The organism is Streptomyces sp. NBC_00249, assembly GCF_026342355.1.
Lineage (GTDB): Bacteria > Actinomycetota > Actinomycetes > Streptomycetales > Streptomycetaceae > Streptomyces.
This window is the reverse complement of sequence record NZ_JAPEMV010000014.1, coordinates 1-18,369: the sequence shown is the minus strand read 5'-3', so window position 1 is coordinate 18,369 and position 18,369 is coordinate 1. Positions and strand designations below refer to the sequence as shown.

The following is an 18,369-nucleotide window of genomic DNA, read 5'->3' as shown; positions in this document are numbered from 1 at the left end:
GAGACCGGCACGGACCTCCGACATCTGCCGCAGTGTCAGACTGGTAAAAAATTTACCACTCGTGGTAAGATGTTTACCGCAGGGTCGGGGAGTTCCCGCCCTAGGGAAAGGGGAAAGCCATGCCCGAGCTCGATATCCGGTACGTGGGCGCCACCGCCTTGCACGCCCACTACGAGCGAGTCATCGAGGCCCAGTCCTGCTACATCGAACTGGGGCTGGAGGACGGCGTTTTCCTGGCGGATCACAGCTCCGACGTCGGCAACCCGATGACCCCGGATTCCGTGAGGCGTGGCGTCGACCGGCGATGGGCCATCCCGGCCCTGACCGGTGACGCCGCGAACGCGCTGCTGGAAGAACTGGCACCGCTCGCGGAACGGATGCTGGCCGACTGGACACCGGAGCTGGACAGCTCCCACAGCGAGACCCTCGCCGTCCTGGGCGAGGACGGCGAAGCCGCGGAACGCGAGATCAGGGAACTCATCGAATCCCGTTTCCCCGACGACGAGCCGGCCGACGAGAATCCGGCCCTGATCCAGGAGTGGGACGTTGACAGCGCCGTCAACGGCGACGAGGCGACCGAATACGACATCACCGACGAGACCACCGATGCGCGGCTCGTGGAGATCGAGGCCGACATCATCGCCAACCTGGCCCAGTGCACGAGCCTTGAGAACCCCACCATCGTCTGTCACGGCCTGGACACCTACCTGCGGGGGCTCCGCGAGGAGAAGATCAACGAAGCCCGCGAGGAAGTCGAGGAGGAGTTGGAGGAAATCGCCGAAGCTGTCGCACGCAGGCCAGCCACTGTTCTGCGCGCCGCCCGACTGGGCCTGTCGGATCGCCGCATCGGCGAACTCCTTGGAGTAAGCCACGTCACCGTCGGCAACATCCGCAAGTCCCCCAAGAACTGACACTCCGCGGGCGCCCGACCGCTAGACGGATCGTGGTGGCGGACATTCGCGGAGGCACTGGTACCCCTCGCAGCAGCGACACCGCCCCATCCTGGATTCCCCGCCACCGGCTGAGCAATTAAACGGCCCCGCGGAGCCAGTCCGCAGACCCGGCCCGAGTGGGGGTCCCTCCGGTCTGGGCGGCACTCACGGTGGGCCGTGCGGTCGTGCGGGGTGGTGGAGCTTGCGGAACCACCCCGTGCGGTCGTGCGGCATGGTGCGGAGGGTCGCCCAGACCGGAGGGACCCCCACGACCCGCCACCGATCCACCCACGGGCCCGCACCCCCCGACGGCGCCCCCGGCCCCTCTGGGACTGGTGGCCGGGGTGTGGGGCAGAGCCCCGCGCATCCCTGACCAGGGCTCTGTGTAGTTGGCCCGAGCCGGACGCGCATGGATGCTTCGACGAGGCGGCTTTGGCCTGGCCACTGGACAGGCCGAAGGTGGAGGGCTTCGAGGCGCAGTGGTTCCGGTGTGGGTTGGCTGTCGGAGAGCCCGAGTCGCTCGCGCTGTGCGGTGAGCCATTCGGTTTCTCGGGCCGCGTTTGCCGCGCCCAGCTCGCGCAGAGCGTTGGCGTCTTCGGCGTGGACCCACACGAAAGTGTTGAGCTTTCCCGCGACCGTGATTGCTTCCCATGGGAGTGGACGGACAGGGCCCCGGCCGCCATAGGCGGAGCCGGGGCCAGGGCAGCGCAGACGGGTTTTAGACCGACGGAGCAGACGAAGGCGTGGGCTCCGGCTCAGGGCTCCGCGGATTCGGCGGAGACGACGGCGCGACGCTCGGGGATACGGTCTTGGCGGTGCGGGACCTCTTGGGCCGGCCGACCGGTCGCCGGGTGGGCTCAGTGGCTCCCATCTGCCCGAGTTCGCCGGCCGTCCACCCGCCGGCTTCGGCGGTGGCGTAGGCGGCGCCGTAGCGCTTGTCTACGTCATCGAGCTGTGCTTGCAGGTGCTTGCGCTCCGCGATCAGTTGGGCCAGGGGACGCACGACATCGAGGCGGGACGCCAGGAGGCTTTGGGCGGTCTCGATGAACGACTGTTCGTCAGACTCGGTGCGGTTGCTCGCAGGTGTGGTCATGGGCGCCATGGTATCGCCGCGCGTCGGAGGCGAGGCAGATTTCCGCTGCGCCGGTTGGCACAGAGTCCGAGGTCAAGTCCGGGATGCAAGGTGGAGTTGCAAAGTGCAAGGTTCACGTGCAAAAGACAACAGCGCCGCCCTACCCCGGCACCCGCCCCCAGCGGCCTCCTGCGTCGGAGCAAGTTAGTGGATAAGGTGCCCTTATCCAGACAGCAGCGGTCGCCTCTCACTATGCTCGGGCTCTTATGCCGCTGCTTTGGTCCGGGCACGGACCAACGGAGGGAAGGGGTTTGATGGAGCAGAAGCCGCCCGCTCGCCGTCGTCCGAGACGAGCCGACGCCCCGCGTAAAGAGCGCTTGAACGTCCGATTTAACGAGCTTGAATATGCCATGCTCTTGACGGCAGCCACGGCCGCCGGTCAGTCAGTCGCGGCGTACATCGCGACCGTTTCCGTAGCAGTCGCCAAAGACGAGCTGAGCCCGGCGCCAGTCGACTTGAAAGACAAGCTGAGAGCCCTAGGTGACGCTCGCGTTGCAGTCGACCGAATCGGCAACAACGCGAACCAGATCGCCCACGTTCTGAACAGCCAGGGCGAGGAGACGCCGGAGCGCCTGGCGGCCGTTCTGGACCGCGTGGCCAGGGCGCTTGAGACGCTGGATGCTGCCACGCTGGCAGTCATGGAGGGGCGAGTTTGATCCCGAAGAAAGCGAAGGCCGGCGGTCGTACGACAGGACTCCTGTACTACCTGTATGGGCCGGGCCGGGCGAATGAGCACACAGACCCGCACATGGTGGCCGCGTGGGCCGGAGGAGTGGCCGATCCGGCATTGGATTCCGGCGCCACGATCACGACCCTGGGCATGTTGTTGGACGCCCCGGTTTTGATGCTGGATGGTCCGAAGCCGGATCAGCATGTGTACCACGTGCCGGTCCGTCTCGACCCGGGTGACCGGATGCTGACGGATGCCGAATGGGCAGACGTGGCACGCGAAATCATGGACGCCTCGGGGATCGCTCCGAAGGGTGACCCCATGGGCGCCCGATGGGTTGCGATCCGGCACGCTGACGATCACATTCACATCGTGGCGACCCTTGCCCGGCAGGATGGCCGGCCCCCGGATGTCCGTCGAGACATGCCGAAGATGCAGGCCCGAGCGCGCGAGCTGGAGAAGCGCTACGGGCTGCGCCAGCTCACGAGCGGAGACAAGACAGCGAGCCGTTGGCCGACGACGGCAGAACAGGAGAAGGCCAAGCGAAAGGGCCGTGAGGAGACACCGCGCGAGACCCTGCAACAGACCGTCCGAAGGGCGGCCGCCGGGGCCCGGTCCGATGACGAGTTCTTCGCCGGAATCACGTCCGCCGGCCTACGCCTGACCAAGCGCGTGGCGCCGGATGGTGCCGTCACCGGCTACTCCGTTGCCCTGCCCGGAGACCGGACAGCCGGACGCCGCGCCGTGTGGTTTTCCGGTACAAGGCTGGCACCAGATCTGTCGCTGCCGCGAGTTCGGGAGCGCTGGAGTGCAGGTGCCATATTCAGCACATCGCCGAGGGCCGTCGCGGTGCCCAACCGGGCTGTGGCCTGGCAGATCGCGGCCGGGCACGTGCACCAGGCCGCCGCCGTCCTCGGGCAGTCAGGCAACGAAGCTGGGGCCGGTGAAATGGTGGCCCTGGCGGACTTTCTGGCCACCTACGCGGCACAGGCACCGGAGGCAGTCCGAGACGAGTTGAGGACAGCAGCCCGCGTATTTGAACGTGCAGGACGTGCGCCGACGAGCCGCCGCATGGACAGCCAGGCCAGCGTGCATCTGCGCAACGCGACGAATCTACTTGTCGCGGGCGCATCGGCCATCGCGAGCGGAGGAGAGGCCGCCGCAGCCATCACGATTCTTGTTGCCGTGGCCTTGGCCATCACGGCAGCGATGCGCTGGCACCAGGCCAGCCAATTCGCCGCCCAGGAGCGGGCCGCTGCCCAGGCCGGCACCTGCCTGCGAGCCGCCACCGAGGTGGCGTACGGTGCTGCCGTCGGAAGCCGACGGACGGGACGAGGCAGCCGGGCAACCTGGCAGCGGACAGCGATGGAGCCGGACGGTCCTGCCCTTGTCGAGGCGTACGCGCCAGTCGTTCGCGCTGCACTTCCCCACCTGGCGGAAACCCTTCTCGGTGAGGCCGCCTGGCCGGCCCTGGCCGCGACCCTACGCCAGGCTGAGAACGCGGGATACGACCCCGGCGAGGTGCTCGCCCGTGTCGCGGCGATCCGCGGATTCGATGACGCCGACAGCACCGCTGAGGTACTCGTCTGGCGACTTCAGCGGCAGATGGACAGTGATACCCGCAGGGCGTCGACTGAGGGTGTTCCGACGTTCCAGCCGCAGCCGCAAGCTACCTCGGTTGCAACTCAGGCCGGAGGCATGCCGGTCCGATGGACGATCAGCCATTCGGAGTTCGTGAACGAAGCGGACCGGACGATCGTGGACGCGGAAGGGACCGGTTATCTCCCTGAGGGAGTCACAGCGGAAGCCTACGCGGCGGAGAAGCTGCGGGAGTACGTGGCCACTCGGCGGAATGGCGATTCGAGCCGCTACGCGGTGAGCTTGCGCGAAGGCGAAACGCAGACGCGGAACCGCCTGGCCTATCTTCCCGAGGGAAGCGTGACCGCAATGCCGGCACGGCCCGTCGATGCCTCCACCGGCAGCGAGGGCGCCGCGGAATTCGGACCGATGACCACACCGCCGCCGGTGGGACAAGGGCCGGTAGCCATCGAGGACACACCGCTAGGTGTGGATGCCTACGCAAGCACGTTCGGGGTAGCCGTCCGTCAAGCGGTTCCCGAGTATGCGTCGTCCGTGCTTGCGGACCCCGCAGCCCCGGACCTTGCTGCCTACCTCATCAAGGCAGCCGGGGAGGGATACGAGCCAGCGCAGATTCTCGCCGAGGTGGTCGCGTCCCGAGACCTGGCCGACGCGGACAGTGTGGCTCAAGTGCTCACCTGGCGGCTGCAAGGGAGGTTGCAGAAGTCTGGCGTCCCGGTAGCACTTCCCCGCATCACCAGACGGACGGCACCGGTCCGTCAGCAGGGTGTGGTACCGGGCGAGCGGACTGCCGCCGAGCGGGCCACCCAGGAGGCCGCCCAGCGTCGTAACGCGGGGCGAGGACCACGGCGGTAGATGGCGTAGTTCAGGCCGTCACACGGGTGAGAAAACTGCCCGCGTGACGGCCGTTCGACAGCTAGCGTCAGGTACAGGAGACCCGTGGAGATGAGGACATGATGACAGCTCAGGAAGAGGGGAACGAGTGAGCGATATCAATCCGATGGAACAGGCCGCAGGGCAGGCGGCTCAGACCGCCGCCATCACCCTGAAAATCCTCGTGATGATCGCGCAGGCCGTACGCGAGCACCACCAGCGTGAGGCTGCGCAGCGTGCTGTTGCACCTGCACCCCCGCCTACCCCCGCGCGGCAGCTGGCGGACCCGGATCACGAGCGGTACGCCCACCTTGTGCGCGGGACTGTCCTGCCCCCAGCGGTAGCAGAGGCGGTGGTGAGCTCGCCGCAGTGGTCGCAGCTTGCCGACGAGCTGAAGAGGCTGGAGGCGGCCGGCGTGAACGTGGCCCAGTTCCTCGGAGACGCGGCACCTGTGATCGCTCGCATGGATGCCGACCTGCGGGCCGGGGCGACAGCGCCGGGTGTCACGGCGACGGCAGCCGCGACCCAGCCCCGGAATCCGTGGGCTCCGTCGCCTGGCCAGGAGTCCCGGAGGAGCGACGAGGCCCGTGCAGGGATGGGGCAGCGGATCAGGGAGGGAGGAAGGGATCTGCTGGACAGGGCCCGGGGACGGCAGAAACCCGTACTCGGTGACCGCGCCGACGAGCTCGCCCGGCTCGGAATCGGACCGCAGGAAAATGCCCGACTGGTCATCCTGGCACGCGAGTCCCTGGCCAGCGAGGACACGTTGGGAAGGCTGGTCACCTCTAGGGAGTGGCCAGCCATCGCGAGCCAGATGAAGGAACTGCACGCCGCCGGACACAACCCGCGCGAGGCCTTGGCCGGGATCCCGGTCCGTATGCGGCAGGCAGCTGACGCCGGTATCAGGCTCACCCCCGCAGACGCGGCCCGCGGATTGCTCGGCGACCTGGCCAAGACCCCCCCGGCCGCGACGGCTGCGACGGCGGCCCCGGCGACGGCGGCCCCGGCGACGGCGACGGCGGCCCCGGCCCCGGTGGCCCCGGTGGCCCCGGTGGCCCCGGCGACGGCGGCCCCGGCGACCGACAAGGTTCGTTACGACTGGTCCATCACCACGCAGGGTGAGACCAATGCGGAGACTGTGAGGGCTGGCACGGTGCTGGTGCCGCGCGGCCTGGCCGACTCCGAGGTGAAGGATCTCGCGGTGAAGGAGCTCACGGGTGCTACCAGGCACCTGGGGAGCGGCAATCCGGGCTTGCACGGGTACTCCTTTTCCGCCCAGGAACAGGGGAAGGACCTTCCCGGATACACGGGGAACAGGGTCACCATGAGTGGCGCCGATGTGCGACGAGCACGTGACGCGGGGCCCACTCTGAGCGTGCCGGATGCCCGAGCCTCGGCAGCAGCGGCACAGTCCACCACCGCTGTGCCCGGAGTGAGGCCGCTCCCGGGTCCGGCGGCTGCGCCCGTCGCCCCTGTGGCCAGGCCGGTGCAGACCCGTACCCACGGACGATAGGACTGAGGTAGCGATGAATTCGAGCTTCCGTACCCCTGGCAGGCCGGCAGGCGACGAGTCGACGAGTAGGGGAGAGACTGCCACCAGCAGCACGGGCGATAGCGATGGCGAGGACGCGGAGGCCCGTCGGTACGCGGCCGCGCTCGCTCGCAGCAGCACCGACCGGCAGTCTCGTTCGGATGCGGCACTGGGCGAGGCCGACGAGGCACGAGGCCGGGCGGGAGAGGCCGCAGGACGCGGAGATATTGCGACGGCCGGGGCGGACTGGAGCGACGCGGCAGGCCTTGACGGACTTTCCGCACACGAGACCACGGGCGCGGACATTGATGCCCGCGCCGCAGCGGCAGCGGCGAAGTCCCCGAGCGTTCCGGCGAAGGGCAGCCGTAGCACGGCCGCGGGGAGGCCGGCGGCCCAGCGTCGTGGGCCGGAGCGGGCACCGACACCGCCGCCAGGATCGTCCCGCCGCAACATCGCGTAACGCGTGCACAAGCTAAAGGGCCGGAGGGAGAAAGCCCTCTCCGGCCCTTTAGCTTGTGCACGCGAACCCTCAGGCCGTCACGGCCCCTGCCCCGGCAACGGGCACCCGGGTCGGCAGCGGGGCGACCGGGGGCACCGGAAGTACGTCGTGCTGGAGCCGGTCCGGGCTGGTCATGCAGGCGGCGAACGGGCCATCCGGAGCGCGGAGTTGCGCCATTGCCGGGTCCAGGTGGTCACGGTGCCAGACGGACGGGCCGGTGCGGCCACACGTCTCGGGGTCGGTGAGCTCTTGCCAGCTCAGCCACAGAGCGTGAAGGCGTGCGACGGCCGGCGGATGCTCCCACCAGCAGGCGCACCAGGTGGCCGACGAGGAGACCTCACCGAGGTACGTAGGGACAAGCAGGTTTGTCACCCAGCCGTCCAGCGCCGCAAGTTCGGCCGCGTACTTCTCACCGGTCAGCCAGAGGATGAACGGCGGGGTTTTCGTCTTCTCCTTCTTCCCGTCGCCGTCCTTCCCCTGGCCGTCCTGGCCGCCGCCGGATGCCACCGCCGACGCCACCGCATCCACCTTGTTCGTGGTGGTCTCCAGCTGCGACGCGAACGCGGCGAGGTTGGCCTTGATGTCTTCCAGGTCCTCGGCCAGGCCGTCCAGGGTGGGCGTGTCGTCGGTCATGCTGAGAGCACCTTTCGGCTTGCGCGGTTGGCGATTTCCGCGATTTCGACTTTCGAGTCTGCGGTGAGTTCGGCGGCGTCGGGCTCCAGGTACCAGGGCCGCAGGCGGATCATGCCGACGCGTACACCGGTCACGAGCAGCAGGGCCCGGCCCTTGGGCAGAGCGCGGATGTCGGCTGCTTCCATGACCCTCTCGCGCCGGCGGGAGGTGCTGACGCTGCGGCCCGTCGAGCCGTGGGACACCGAGCTTTCGGAGACCTTGTGCTCACCGATGAGCCGCGAGACTTTTTCTGCGAATTCCGCGTCATCGAGGCCGGCGCCGAGGAGCTTGACCGTGGCCGCTCCCCACATTGCGTCCATGCCCGCCTCACCCCACACGCGGACGCCCTGGCGGTAGCTTTGGAGGATGGTGGTGACGGGGATGCCCCGCGAGCCCAGGTGCGAGTACAGATCCGGAAGGTCTTCGATTCGGCACACGTTTGCCGCCTCGTCGAGGACGGCGATCAAGGGGGCGTCGAGCCGGCCCCCGGCCCGCTCTGCGGCAGCCATCGCGGCCCGGAGTACAGCGTCAGCCGCCGCCGCGATGACGCCGGCCGCGCTACCACCGCCGTCCTTGGAGAGCAGGTACAGGGAGTCCCGGGACTTCACGAAGTCATCCGGGCGGAACTCCTTCGCGCCGGGGTCGGGGGTGACCCAGGCGAGGGTTTCGGGGTCAAGGAGGCAGGCCACGGTCTGACGGGCCGTCTCGTAGATGCCGTCGCGGGTGTCGGCGGCGCCGGCCACGGTCGACGCGAGTTGCTGGGCAAGGGCTTCCTTCCCGGCCGCCTTGAGCGCGGTCACGGGGGCCCGGTCGCTCGGCGTCGACAGCCAGACGAGCACGTCGGATACCGAGGCGTCGGAAACGGCCGCCGCGTGGAAAAGCGCGGTCAGCAAGTTCTTGGCCGCCGACATCCAGAAGTCACCGCGGCTCCGCTCATCCGTGGTGGCCGCGATGAAGTGACTGGCCAGCCGCCCGGCACCCTCGATCGTCCGCGCGGACGCCAGCATGTCCCACCACAGGGCCCGGGACGAGTGCGTGATGCCCTGCGGGTCGATCAGCCAGACCCGGCCGCGCTTGCGACGGCGCGCGTGCGTCGTGGCCCATACATCCGGCTTGTTGCTCGTGAGCATCACGGCGCCGGGGGCGCGCAGGACCGCCGGCACGGCCACCGAGGTGGATTTGCCCGATCGGGGCGCCATGATCGCCAGCATCACGTCTTCCCAGCTCGCCCGGAGCTCGGGGCCGCGCGACGCGTCCAGGTTGCCGAGCAGTAGGCCCGCGTCGTCCGGGTCGATCTTCTCCACTCCCTTGAGGGAGGGACGCAGCTGACGCGCCCGCGCCGCCGTGGCCTTGGGGCCGAGGGGCGCGAGCTCCCGTACCCCGGCCAGCCCGGCACGGTGGGAATAGAAGCGCTGCCAGACGAAGAAGCCGCCGACGCCGAGGCCGGCGAGGACGAGGACCAGGAGCACGACGATCCCGACGCCGGCCGCTGTGGTGTGCCCCGGCCACAGCCGGGCGGGGCCGCCGGAGACCAGGGCTACCGCGGATTTGAAGGTGTAGGCGGGCGGGGCCCAGCCGCCCCCGGTGAGGAGGACGCCGAGGGTGCCGCCGATGTAGGCGCCGCTGAAGAGGACGGCGCCGCCCACGACGACGCCGAGGACGGCGAGGGGAGCCCCCGCGCCAGCCCCGCCGGTGCTGGAGTCGTTCACGCTGCCGCTCCCTTGCGGATCGTCTGGGGGTCGGTCTCGTACAGCCGCCGCTCCGCTGCGGTCAGTTCCAGCCGGACCGGGGTGCCGGGGCGGGTGCCCAGCCGGAGCATGTACTTGCCCCGGCCAGGGTGCTTCTGGCGGGTGCCGTCCAGGCCGGTGCCGGACGAGGACGACCACGAGGCGATCATGGCGATTTCCGCGTCAGTGAGCGGCCGTTGAGCCGAGACGCGTTCGAGCTCGCCGACGCTCAGCGCGCCCAGAATCATGGAGTCGCATCGGTCGATCATGCCCATGGCCTTGGCCCGGTCCTCGGGGGTGGGCAACGACTCGGGGTCACGGAGACTGTGCGTGATCATGAGGGTTACCTCCCTCCGAGCCCTGTTCAGCCGGGTCATGGAGTCGAAGGCGTTGACGATGCCGGGCCCTGCCCGCAGGGCCCTCCACATCTCATCGAGCGGCAGGACGAGCGGGGCGTCCATCAGCCCGACCGCGCGGGCCGAGTCGATCGAGCTGTACGCGTACGCCCACGTCGCCAGCAGGCCAGCGGAGACAACCTGATCACCAGCCGTCAGCAGGGTGGACAGGTCGACGGACAGCGCGGGCGCGTCGAGGTCGAGCGGTCGGGTGGTCGGCCCGTCGAAGAGGCCGGCCAGGGGGCCGTCGCACAAGTTTTCCAGGGCGTGTGTGACCTGTCGGACCAAGGACCGGTAGTCGTCTTCCGTGTCCACCATCAGCTGTGCCCGCAACTCCGCGGGTCCCTCCCGCAGCACCTTGACCACATCGGGGATGACCGGGTCTTCCTCGCCGATCAGAGCGGCCGCCACGAGCCGGATCGCCTTTTCCACCACGTTGCGTTCGGTGGAGGTCGGCCGCCGGTCCATCTCCGTGGTCAGCAGCGCGTGAAGCAGCTCGGACCGGCGGCCGTTCATCTCCGCGAGCAGGGCGTCCCGCCGGCCCGGGTCGAGGGTCGGCAGGACGCGCCGAAGGGGTCCTGAGTCGAGCGGGTTGAGGCGGTCCAGGCCGCGCCCGATGCGGACGACCTGGCCGCCGAGCTCGCGGACCAGCTCCGCGTACTCTCCCTTGACGTCGCCGGGGACGACGAGCTTGTGCCCATAGGAGCTGTAGACGAGGCAGATGCGTTTCGCGATGGCGGATTTCCCGACGCCGGGTTGGGCCATGATCCAGACGCCGGGGTTGGTGAGCAAGGATCCGATCCACCCGGACGGGTCGAAACACACCAACTCGTGCGTGAGCTGGTCATATCCGATCGGGACACCCTCGGGCGGCAGGCCGCCGCCGAGGACGAACGGGTACATGCCCGCCGTTTGCTTGGTCGAGCTGAGGTAGACGGCGCCGGGGTCCAGGAGGGCGGCCCGGCCACGGCCGGCCCCCTTCCAGCCCCAGCGGGAGGCGATCACGCGCGGGTTGAGGCCCCCGCCGCCGGTAGGCTCGCTCCCGGTCGTCCCGGCGGTTAGGGTCCGCCGGGACGACTTCTTGTCGATATTGCTCATGGCGCTCCTCAGAGCAGGGGGTTGATGCCGACCGGCAGGCCCACGACCAGGGCCGCGCTCTGGCCGCCGAAGGCGGGGCGGAAGCGAAGGCCGCCGCTGGAGCGGGCAGCCTTTTCGATCTCCCGCCGTGCGGCGGGAAGGTCAGCGAGGCTGTCCACGGTGGTGGTCACGTAGATGGACCACTGGACCATCCCCGCGCCCATGGCTTCTTCTTCGGCCGTACGCTCGGCGTGCATGGCGTCAACCCGCTCACGCCGGGTTGCCGTGCGCTTGGTGCGCTCGCGGTACTGGCGGCGCGCGTCGCCCGCGTTGATCTCCCGCTCCACCACGGCCTGCGCCTCATCGGTAGGCAGCACCCGGTAGACGAGGGTGACGCGCCGGGTGAACTGCCCGGGGGCCAGGAGTTTCAACAGGGTGTCGTACGCGACCAGCTTGCGGGGCGCCTCACGGAGTACCCACGAGGTGCTGTAGTAGTCATCGTGCTGGTAGTGCGTCCACTCGTCCTCAGCGGCGGCCGGGCCCACCTCATGCCACACGAGCTTTTCGATTTCCGCGGCCGGGGCGTCCATGTCGCTCGGTACGAAGGCCCCCCGGACGAGTCGCTTGATGTCCACATCAGTGGCGCGACGCAGGATCTCGACGCCCGCCCCGGACAGGTCCACCGAGTCCAGCGCGCCAAGGGCGACCGCCGCGGATTCGGCCGGTCCCGCTGGCTTCTCAGGCGCGGCGGCCGGGTCAATGACGAGGGAGAGCCAGGCCGCCATCTGCGCGCTGGCCCGGGGTGCGCCTTCCACCAGTTCGCGGATCGCCTGGCGGGCGAGGGGCGGCGCCGACGGGTCGAGGCGGCCCCGGACGTGATCGGAGAGCGCGGCGCCGCTGGACGGTGTGATTTGGAGTGTGACGGCCGCCATCTGCACGCCGTCCTCGTCTGCGAGCCGTGCGAGGGTCTCGCCCCAGGCGTTCACCTGTGAACGGACCGTAGTTCCAGCGGCCAGGAGACTGCCGGCCGGGTTCAGCAACAGGGCCGCTGTCATGGTGCCGGTCCTCTGGTTCCAGACCAGGCCGGTGGAGCCCCGGCCGTCTGAGGCTTCGGCCCGGATCAGCCGGGTGGGGGCGACCATGCCCGGCAGGTCGAGCGCTTCCGGCGAGGGCAGGAATACCGACCGGTAGGAGGTTTCCCCGCGCAGGTTGGCCAGGGCCCAGCGGGCCCGGCCGATCGCATAGGACATCAGCGGCATGCCGTGTCGCTGCCACACGGTCAGGCCGATGACCGTGAGGGCGATCGGCACGGTGACCGTGAGGGTGCTCAGCGGGCCGCCCAGGATGATGACCATGATCGGCGTGAGCATCGCGCCGACGACGACCACCGTTTGACCCGTATTCAGAGTGGCGATGCCCATGGATTTCGAGCGGCGCCACCCGCCGTAGAGCGGCTGCTGTGTTTCTGCCGTCATCACTATTCCGTTCCGCCAGCGGCCCCGCTGGCTTTGTTGATCGCGGCTTGACCCGCCTCGGCTGCGACCATGGCGATTGCCACCGCAGGGGCAGCCTTCGACGCGGGGGCGCCGGCATTCGTTGCGTTGCCGGTTGCAGTTTGGGCAGCCTGAGCCTCAGGACCGCCGCCCTGCTGGGGGATGGAGGACTGTTTGATGGCGTTGGACCCCGTGGGGTCACCGCCGTTCCCGCCGCCACCGCCACCGCCACCGCCGCCGTTCCCGCCGCCGCCACCTGCTGGGCCGTTGCGCTCCATGTCAGCCGCGTGCTTCGTGGCCGAGGTGGGGCCGGATTCGCCCCCCTTGCTCAGGTGCGACCCCAGGGCACTGCCGAGCATGCCCAGTGCCCCCCCGAGGCCGCCGCCCGCGCTCACCGCGCTGCCCATTGTGGCGCCGATGGGCGCGAAGAGAGCGAAAAGCGATTTGAGGGCAAACACTGAAAGGGTGAGTGTGACACAGCCCCGGATAAAGTCGATGGTGCCGTTTCCGTTGGCGATCTCAGTGAATCCCACGGCAATGATCAGGGCCGCGATCGGTTTGTACACGATGATTACCATGATGGCGGTAAAAGTCCGGGGAAGCCACTGGCGCGTACTTTCGCCACCGAGCTGCCCAGCACCCGCGATCGGCAAAATGAGCGCCTGAATAGGGATTGCCGCCTGGCGGAGGAACAGCATTACGATCTGAATACCACCGATAATGAGGGCGCTCACGGAAATGGCAAACAGGCCGAGCGAGTTTTCGAGGGGCGGCAGCAGCATTACGGCCATCCGGTCGGGCACGTTCTCGCCCCCGAACCCGACAAAGAGGATCTGCTTAGTGAGCTGGTCAGAGGCGATCAGCAGGGCATCGATGATTGCGATTCCGGCCGCAGACACCAGCAGGTTGACCATGAAACCCTGAAGCAGGTGCGCGAGAGGTGTTCCCTTGCGCTGGATGACTGTTTTGATCCCTTGGAGCATTACGAGCAATGTTGCGATACCCGCGCCGACGCCCATCATCAGTCCATGCAGACTCAGCTTTTTCGTCGGATCATCCGAGGCTGTATCTCCGAGAACCCCCGAATCCTTCACCTGCACCGAGGGTGTCATGAGCCAATAACTGAATCCAATCCGCACGAATCCGTCCACGAATTCCGCCATGGTCTTGGCGGCGTCACCGATCACGGAGTCTGACACCTTTTGGGCCGCCGCACTCATCACCTGGCCCGGAACCTGGTCGATGGCCTTTTTGCCCTTAAGAGCGATCTTGGCGCAGTCAACCGCCGAGCTGCCGCCCGGCAGGCTAGGGACGTTGGGGAGCAGCCAGTTCGCACACTTTCCGATACCCCACCAGTCGACGGTAGGCGCCTGCGGGGCGGTGGCCGGAACTGCCGCCGGGCGTGCGAGGGCCGCCGGCGCCGCGAGGCCGGACAGGAGGACGAGTGCGGCCACGGTCGCCGCCAGACGTGCGAGCAGGAGGCGGGGTGTCACAGCCGGTCCCCTTCCTGGATCGCCTTCCATTTGTCCGCGTTGAACGAGGCGGTGCCGATGTCCACGGGGTCGGGGAGCGGCTGGCCGGAGTTGGTCGGCGTGCCCTTCCAGTCGCCGCCCTCCCAGACGGCCCGGCCGGGGCTGACCACCAACGTGGTGACCTGCTCGGCACCTTGCTTGGCCGCGTGGGTGACGCGCAGGAGCACCAGGACATCGACCGTGTTGCCGGAAACGGCCGTGTACTTCACGCCGATCGGCCAGGCCACGAGGGTGGCTCCCGCAGGCAGCGGGCCGGTGTCGGGGCTGATGTGCGCGTACTGCCGATTGCCCTTGGCGCCGTCCTCGGCGACAGCGGCCATCTGGTCGCGGTACTGCGCGGACGAGTACGCGAGGATGCCAGCCCTGACCTGTACCGGGTCCAGGCTCCAGGCGTTACGGACGGAGGCCACGGCCATGGCGGCCGCGCCCTCGGGCGTGTGCGGGAACTGCACCGGCAAGTTGCCTGCCTTGGCGGTGCCGTCCGGCAGCTTCACGGTTTCAGCGGGGGCGACGTACCCGCCCCCGTCCGGCCGTGCGGTCGGTGTGGCGGACGGCCCCGCGGATTCGGAGGCCTTGGAGTCCGGGGCCGCCGTGGTCGATCCGCCGCCGGTGAAGGCGACCACGACGAGGGCGGCGACGAGCAGCACGACGGTGCCGCTCAGGATGTAGAGCGCCCGCCGCATCCGCCGCTGTGCCTGCTGTTGCAGATTGAGTGTCACGGCGGCCGCCTCAGGTCACGATCGAGGGGACGACGCCGGCGGCGAGGGTCACGACGGACAGACCGCCGAGGACCCACAGCAGGCCGTTGGCGCCCTCGGCGGCCAGGTGGGAGCGGTTGCGGCGGCCGACCATCATCATGATTCCGCACGCGATGATGCCCAAGATGCCGCCTCCGATGGCAAAATATTTCGCCCATCCGACCCACTGCGGCATGATCGTGTCCATGCCGGGGGGGCTGGTCGGCGCCTGGTCCCAGCTCTTGGGGTCAGCCATCGGCAGGGCCGTCACCACGTCGTTCAGCGTGCTCATCAGGTGCATGTGCGCTCTCTTAGTCAGTGAGTCCGAGGCTCCGCCGCAGGGCACGGGCGGCTTTCTGGACGGGGCGGTGGGCGAGGCCGTCAGCGGGGGTGTCCACGTCCCGCAGCCTCACCAGGTAGGGCACTTCGGTGATTCCGAGGACACGAGGCCCGAGGGTCTTCATGCGGTAGCGGGCCGCCCGGGGCAGCCGTAGCGGGGCATCACCCACCACCACGAGGTACGGCCTGGGCACATCCGGGTGCCATGAGCCGATGAGCTGGACGGCAGCGGCGAGTCCGCCCGAGGTGGACCGGCAGACCACCAGAGGTGTGTAATGCGGTGGCAGCTGCGAACCCCTCCGAAGTTCGAAGGTTCCGCCGTCACCGTCGGGGTCCAGCCATCGAGCGATCGTCGACGTCCCCGCTCCGCCATGGGCGCCCACGACGCCGAAGTAGCGTGAAGCGCTGGTCCGTTCGGCCATTTCTGCGCTCTCCATGTGCATCTTTCACCCCCGTACTGAGATGATCCGAGCGTGACGCTAGCATAACCTACTGTCAACATGTACTTATATAAATTGAGGGCCCTCGTGAGTCCATCCAGCGGTATGGCGTCATTTCAAGCCAGCGTTTTGCTGACGCAACGAAAGTTGGCCGGATTGAGCTGTGAACAGCTCGCCCTGCTGGCGGGGATCTCACCGGAGACCGTCCGCAGGGCGGAGAAGGGCAGGAGCAAGCCGTCCGCGAGGGTCACCAAGGCCCTGGCGAGGGTCTTGTGCCTGCCGGTGGAGGAGCTCGCGCCGCCGTCACCGGCCCCGCTGACGCTCAAGCAGGTGCGGCAGCAGACCGGGGCCACACAGAAGGAAGTCGCCGAACGCGCGCGCGTGTCCACGCAGATGGTGAGCCGGGTCGAGAACGGCGTGTACGGGGTGAAGGACGCGGGGCGTTGGGCGAAGGCCTACGGCGTGAGCCGGGCGACGTGGACGAAGGCCTGGTCGGCAGGGCGTGAGGCTCGCCAGCAGCTCATCAGTCCGCAGCCGAGGAAGGGCGACAGGGGGACAGAGTGAAAGCACTGGCCAAAGCGGCCGTGGTGGTAGGCGGAGTGGGCGTGCCCGTAGCGCTGCTGGGCCTCATCCTCGTGGGTGCATCGGCTGACGCCTCGGGGCGTACCGGGCTGGTCGGCGGTCTGAACCTGGGCGCGATGCCGGCCGCGGGGCGGCAGTGGGCGCCGTGGTACATCAAGTCGGCAGCCCAGTGCCCCGGGAAGCTGACGCCCGCTCTACTGGCCGCCCAGGGCTACACGGAGAGCCATTTCACCCCGGCGATCGAGGGGCCCGAGACCGGCTACGGCACAGCGAAAGGCATTGCACAGTTCATAGACAGCACCTGGCAGACCTGGGGCCGCGACGAGGACGGCGACGGGACCGCACTCGGGGCCAAGGACCCCGAGGACGCGATCATGGCTCAGGGCCGATACATGTGCAGCCTGGTCAACCAGGCCGAGCGATCGGGGTATTCAGGAGACCCCGTCAGTCTCGCGCTCGCCGGGTACAACGCCGGGTGGGGATGGGTGGAGCGCTACAAGGGCGTACCCCCGCCCGAGTTCGCGGCCGGCCAGACGTACGGGTACGTCAAGGAGATCAACGAGCTCGCGAAGAAGTGGGCGACCGCACTAGGCGGTCCCGGCATTGCGGGCCTCGGCTCCGGCAGCGGCCCCGACGCCGTACGGCACGCGTACACCCAGCTCGGCATCCCCTACGCATGGGGAGGCGGCACCCCCGGAGGGCCAGGCCTCGGGTTCTGTGACGGCACGAACGGCTACCTCAACGGGTCGTGTTCCGCGTCAGTGACCAACGGTTTCGACTGTTCGAGCCTTGCCCAGTACGCGTGGTGGCCGAGTCTGAAGCTGCCCCGTACCGCAGCCGATCAGTACGCGGCGACCGCGAGCCGGCCTGTGGCCAGGGGGGACCTCAAGCCCGGCGACCTTGTGTTTTGGTCCAAGTCCGGGCCCAGCAGCATCTACCACGTTGGCCTGTACTTCGGCGACGGGCAGATTCTGCATGCTCCTCGGACGGGGAAGTCTGTTTCGATTGTGCCCATGGATGAGGCCATGCCGAAGGGCGACTATGTGGGGGCGACCCGCCCAGGCGCCTGATGTAGGTTCCGATTCATTTTGTCGGTGTCCGGCGCATCTGTCGTCACCGTGTCGGCGAGGAGCGGAAAACCGCAGGTCGCCGGTCCAGACAATCTGTCGGTCGCCCCTCAACCGTCCGTCCCAGTCGAAGAATCCGACAGATCAACCGGACGGATCCACCGACAAGTCACTCGGACAGCGCCCCGAAACCACTGGTCAGCGTAGCGCCGGACGACAGATCAGATCGGAACCTACACCTGACTGGCAAGTTCGCGTGTGCACGCGAAGTCGGAGAACCAAAGAAGTGCCCCGCCAGCCCGAAGGGCGGCGGGGCACTCCTGTTAGGGGATGGGCAGGCTAGGAGCTCGCCAGCCACGCGTACTGTTCCCGGCGGTCGAGGTACACCGCACGGTCCGGCCCGTTCAGCGCCGCCACCAGAGCCACCAGGTCGTCCGCAGCCTCAGGCTCCGTCACCGGCTGTACGGTCGCCGTCGGCATCGACTGGACCGGCGGCGCCGTACGGACCGGCGCCGCCTCGGCCGGCCGCAGTGGCCAACCGTCCTCGGGCACCTGCGCGGGCAGAAGCGCCCACCCGGCCACGCCCCCACCACGAGTTACACCACGCGAGTCACGCACTACAGTCACGGCAGATCCTCCATACAGGATCGAGGCCAACGTGGCACAGCCACGATGGGCCGACTGATGAGGGGTCAGGGTGCAACCTGGCCCCTCTCTTGCACCCACTCTAACACCTCTGTTTCATGAAACAGAGGTGTTAGAGTGGGTGTGTCTTAAGGGGGTGTCGGACTTGCAAGCCACGCCACCGCTGCAACATCTGCGCGATACGGTGTTGCTGCCACCGTCGGCACAACTGCCAACGGTGGGGTAGCTGGCAGCTGTGATTCATGTATCAGATATGCCACTTACCCCGGGTGTGGCAGCTGTGCAGCACCTGGCGCAGGTCGGAGCAACGGCACACAGGTCGTGCCGGCCACCTGCGTCAGATGCAACACAGGTGTTGGAGGGGACTTCACTGTCGGGGTTCAGTGCGGTGCGCCGGGCATGCGAGGGGTGCCAGAGCGCCACCTGT

The 18,369-nt window shown here is 68.5% G+C and carries 15 protein-coding genes; 6 read left to right on the top strand and 9 right to left on the bottom strand.

The genetic code is table 11. The features are described 5' to 3' along the window. Nucleotides 1–119 precede the first annotated feature (119 nt). Nucleotides 120–911, top strand: a complete 792-nt coding sequence (locus OOK31_RS38460) for a hypothetical protein (RefSeq protein WP_267092099.1) — start codon at nt 120–122, stop codon at nt 909–911. A 739-nt stretch (nt 912–1,650) separates the two neighbouring features. Here OOK31_RS38460 and OOK31_RS38455 read toward each other — a convergent pair. Then, nucleotides 1,651–2,025 (bottom strand): hypothetical protein, encoded by a 375-nt coding sequence (locus OOK31_RS38455; protein ID WP_267092098.1) that lies wholly within the window; start codon nt 2,023–2,025, stop codon nt 1,651–1,653. A gap of 293 nt (nt 2,026–2,318) precedes the next feature. Here OOK31_RS38455 and mobC point away from each other — a divergent pair, with 293 nt between their 5' ends. The 3 genes from mobC to OOK31_RS38440 all read left to right on the top strand — a co-directional run bounded on the left by mobC (nt 2,319) and on the right by OOK31_RS38440 (nt 6,719). Continuing rightward, a complete protein-coding gene (gene mobC, locus OOK31_RS38450) occupies nt 2,319–2,720 on the top strand; it encodes a plasmid mobilization relaxosome protein MobC (protein WP_267092097.1) in 402 nt (133 codons plus the stop codon). Beyond that, nucleotides 2,717–5,188 (top strand): hypothetical protein, encoded by a 2,472-nt coding sequence (locus OOK31_RS38445; RefSeq protein ID WP_267092096.1) that lies wholly within the window; start codon nt 2,717–2,719, stop codon nt 5,186–5,188. Before mobC ends, OOK31_RS38445 begins: the two co-directional genes overlap by 4 nt. 127 nt (nt 5,189–5,315) lie before the next feature. Then, nucleotides 5,316–6,719, top strand: coding sequence for a hypothetical protein (locus OOK31_RS38440; RefSeq protein ID WP_267092095.1), 1,404 nt, complete (start codon nt 5,316–5,318; stop codon nt 6,717–6,719). Nucleotides 6,720–7,266: 547 nt separating this feature from the next. Here OOK31_RS38440 and OOK31_RS38435 read toward each other — a convergent pair. From OOK31_RS38435 to OOK31_RS38400, 8 genes are read right to left on the bottom strand one after another with little or no spacing between them, the layout of a single operon-like run. Then, a complete protein-coding gene (locus OOK31_RS38435; RefSeq protein ID WP_267092094.1) occupies nt 7,267–7,869 on the bottom strand; it encodes a DUF4913 domain-containing protein in 603 nt (200 codons plus the stop codon). Then, nucleotides 7,866–9,617: a type IV secretory system conjugative DNA transfer family protein gene (locus OOK31_RS38430; protein ID WP_267092093.1), complete on the bottom strand. Its 1,752-nt coding sequence runs from the start codon at nt 9,615–9,617 to the stop codon at nt 7,866–7,868. Before OOK31_RS38430 ends, OOK31_RS38435 begins: the two co-directional genes overlap by 4 nt. Beyond that, nucleotides 9,614–11,128 (bottom strand): ATP-binding protein, encoded by a 1,515-nt coding sequence (locus tag OOK31_RS38425; protein WP_267092092.1) that lies wholly within the window; start codon nt 11,126–11,128, stop codon nt 9,614–9,616. The genes OOK31_RS38430 and OOK31_RS38425 overlap by 4 nt, the downstream gene beginning before the upstream one ends. An 8-nt stretch (nt 11,129–11,136) precedes the next feature. Beyond that, nucleotides 11,137–12,582 carry an SCO6880 family protein gene (locus OOK31_RS38420; protein ID WP_323188310.1) on the bottom strand — a complete coding sequence of 482 codons (1,446 nt, stop codon included), beginning with the start codon at nt 12,580–12,582 and terminating at the stop codon, nt 11,137–11,139. 2 nt (nt 12,583–12,584) lie between these two features. Continuing rightward, nucleotides 12,585–14,093 carry a hypothetical protein gene (locus OOK31_RS38415; RefSeq protein ID WP_267092090.1) on the bottom strand — a complete coding sequence of 503 codons (1,509 nt, stop codon included), beginning with the start codon at nt 14,091–14,093 and terminating at the stop codon, nt 12,585–12,587. Beyond that, nucleotides 14,090–14,851, bottom strand: coding sequence for a hypothetical protein (locus OOK31_RS38410; protein WP_267092089.1), 762 nt, complete (start codon nt 14,849–14,851; stop codon nt 14,090–14,092). The genes OOK31_RS38415 and OOK31_RS38410 overlap by 4 nt, the downstream gene beginning before the upstream one ends. Nucleotides 14,852–14,861: 10 nt before the next feature. Continuing rightward, the gene (locus OOK31_RS38405) at nt 14,862–15,161 is read right to left on the bottom strand and encodes a hypothetical protein (RefSeq protein WP_267092088.1); all 300 of its coding nucleotides are present in this window, start codon (nt 15,159–15,161) and stop codon (nt 14,862–14,864) included. Nucleotides 15,162–15,180: 19 nt separating this feature from the next. Further along, nucleotides 15,181–15,471: a hypothetical protein gene (locus tag OOK31_RS38400; protein ID WP_267092087.1), complete on the bottom strand. Its 291-nt coding sequence runs from the start codon at nt 15,469–15,471 to the stop codon at nt 15,181–15,183. A 237-nt stretch (nt 15,472–15,708) separates the two neighbouring features. Here OOK31_RS38400 and OOK31_RS38395 point away from each other — a divergent pair, with 237 nt between their 5' ends. Next, on the top strand, nt 15,709–16,212 hold the full coding sequence (locus OOK31_RS38395) for a helix-turn-helix transcriptional regulator (RefSeq protein WP_323188309.1): 504 nt from the start codon (nt 15,709–15,711) through the stop codon (nt 16,210–16,212). Next, nucleotides 16,209–17,300, top strand: coding sequence for a bifunctional lytic transglycosylase/C40 family peptidase (locus tag OOK31_RS38390; protein ID WP_267092086.1), 1,092 nt, complete (start codon nt 16,209–16,211; stop codon nt 17,298–17,300). Before OOK31_RS38395 ends, OOK31_RS38390 begins: the two co-directional genes overlap by 4 nt. Nucleotides 17,301–18,369 lie beyond the last annotated feature (1,069 nt).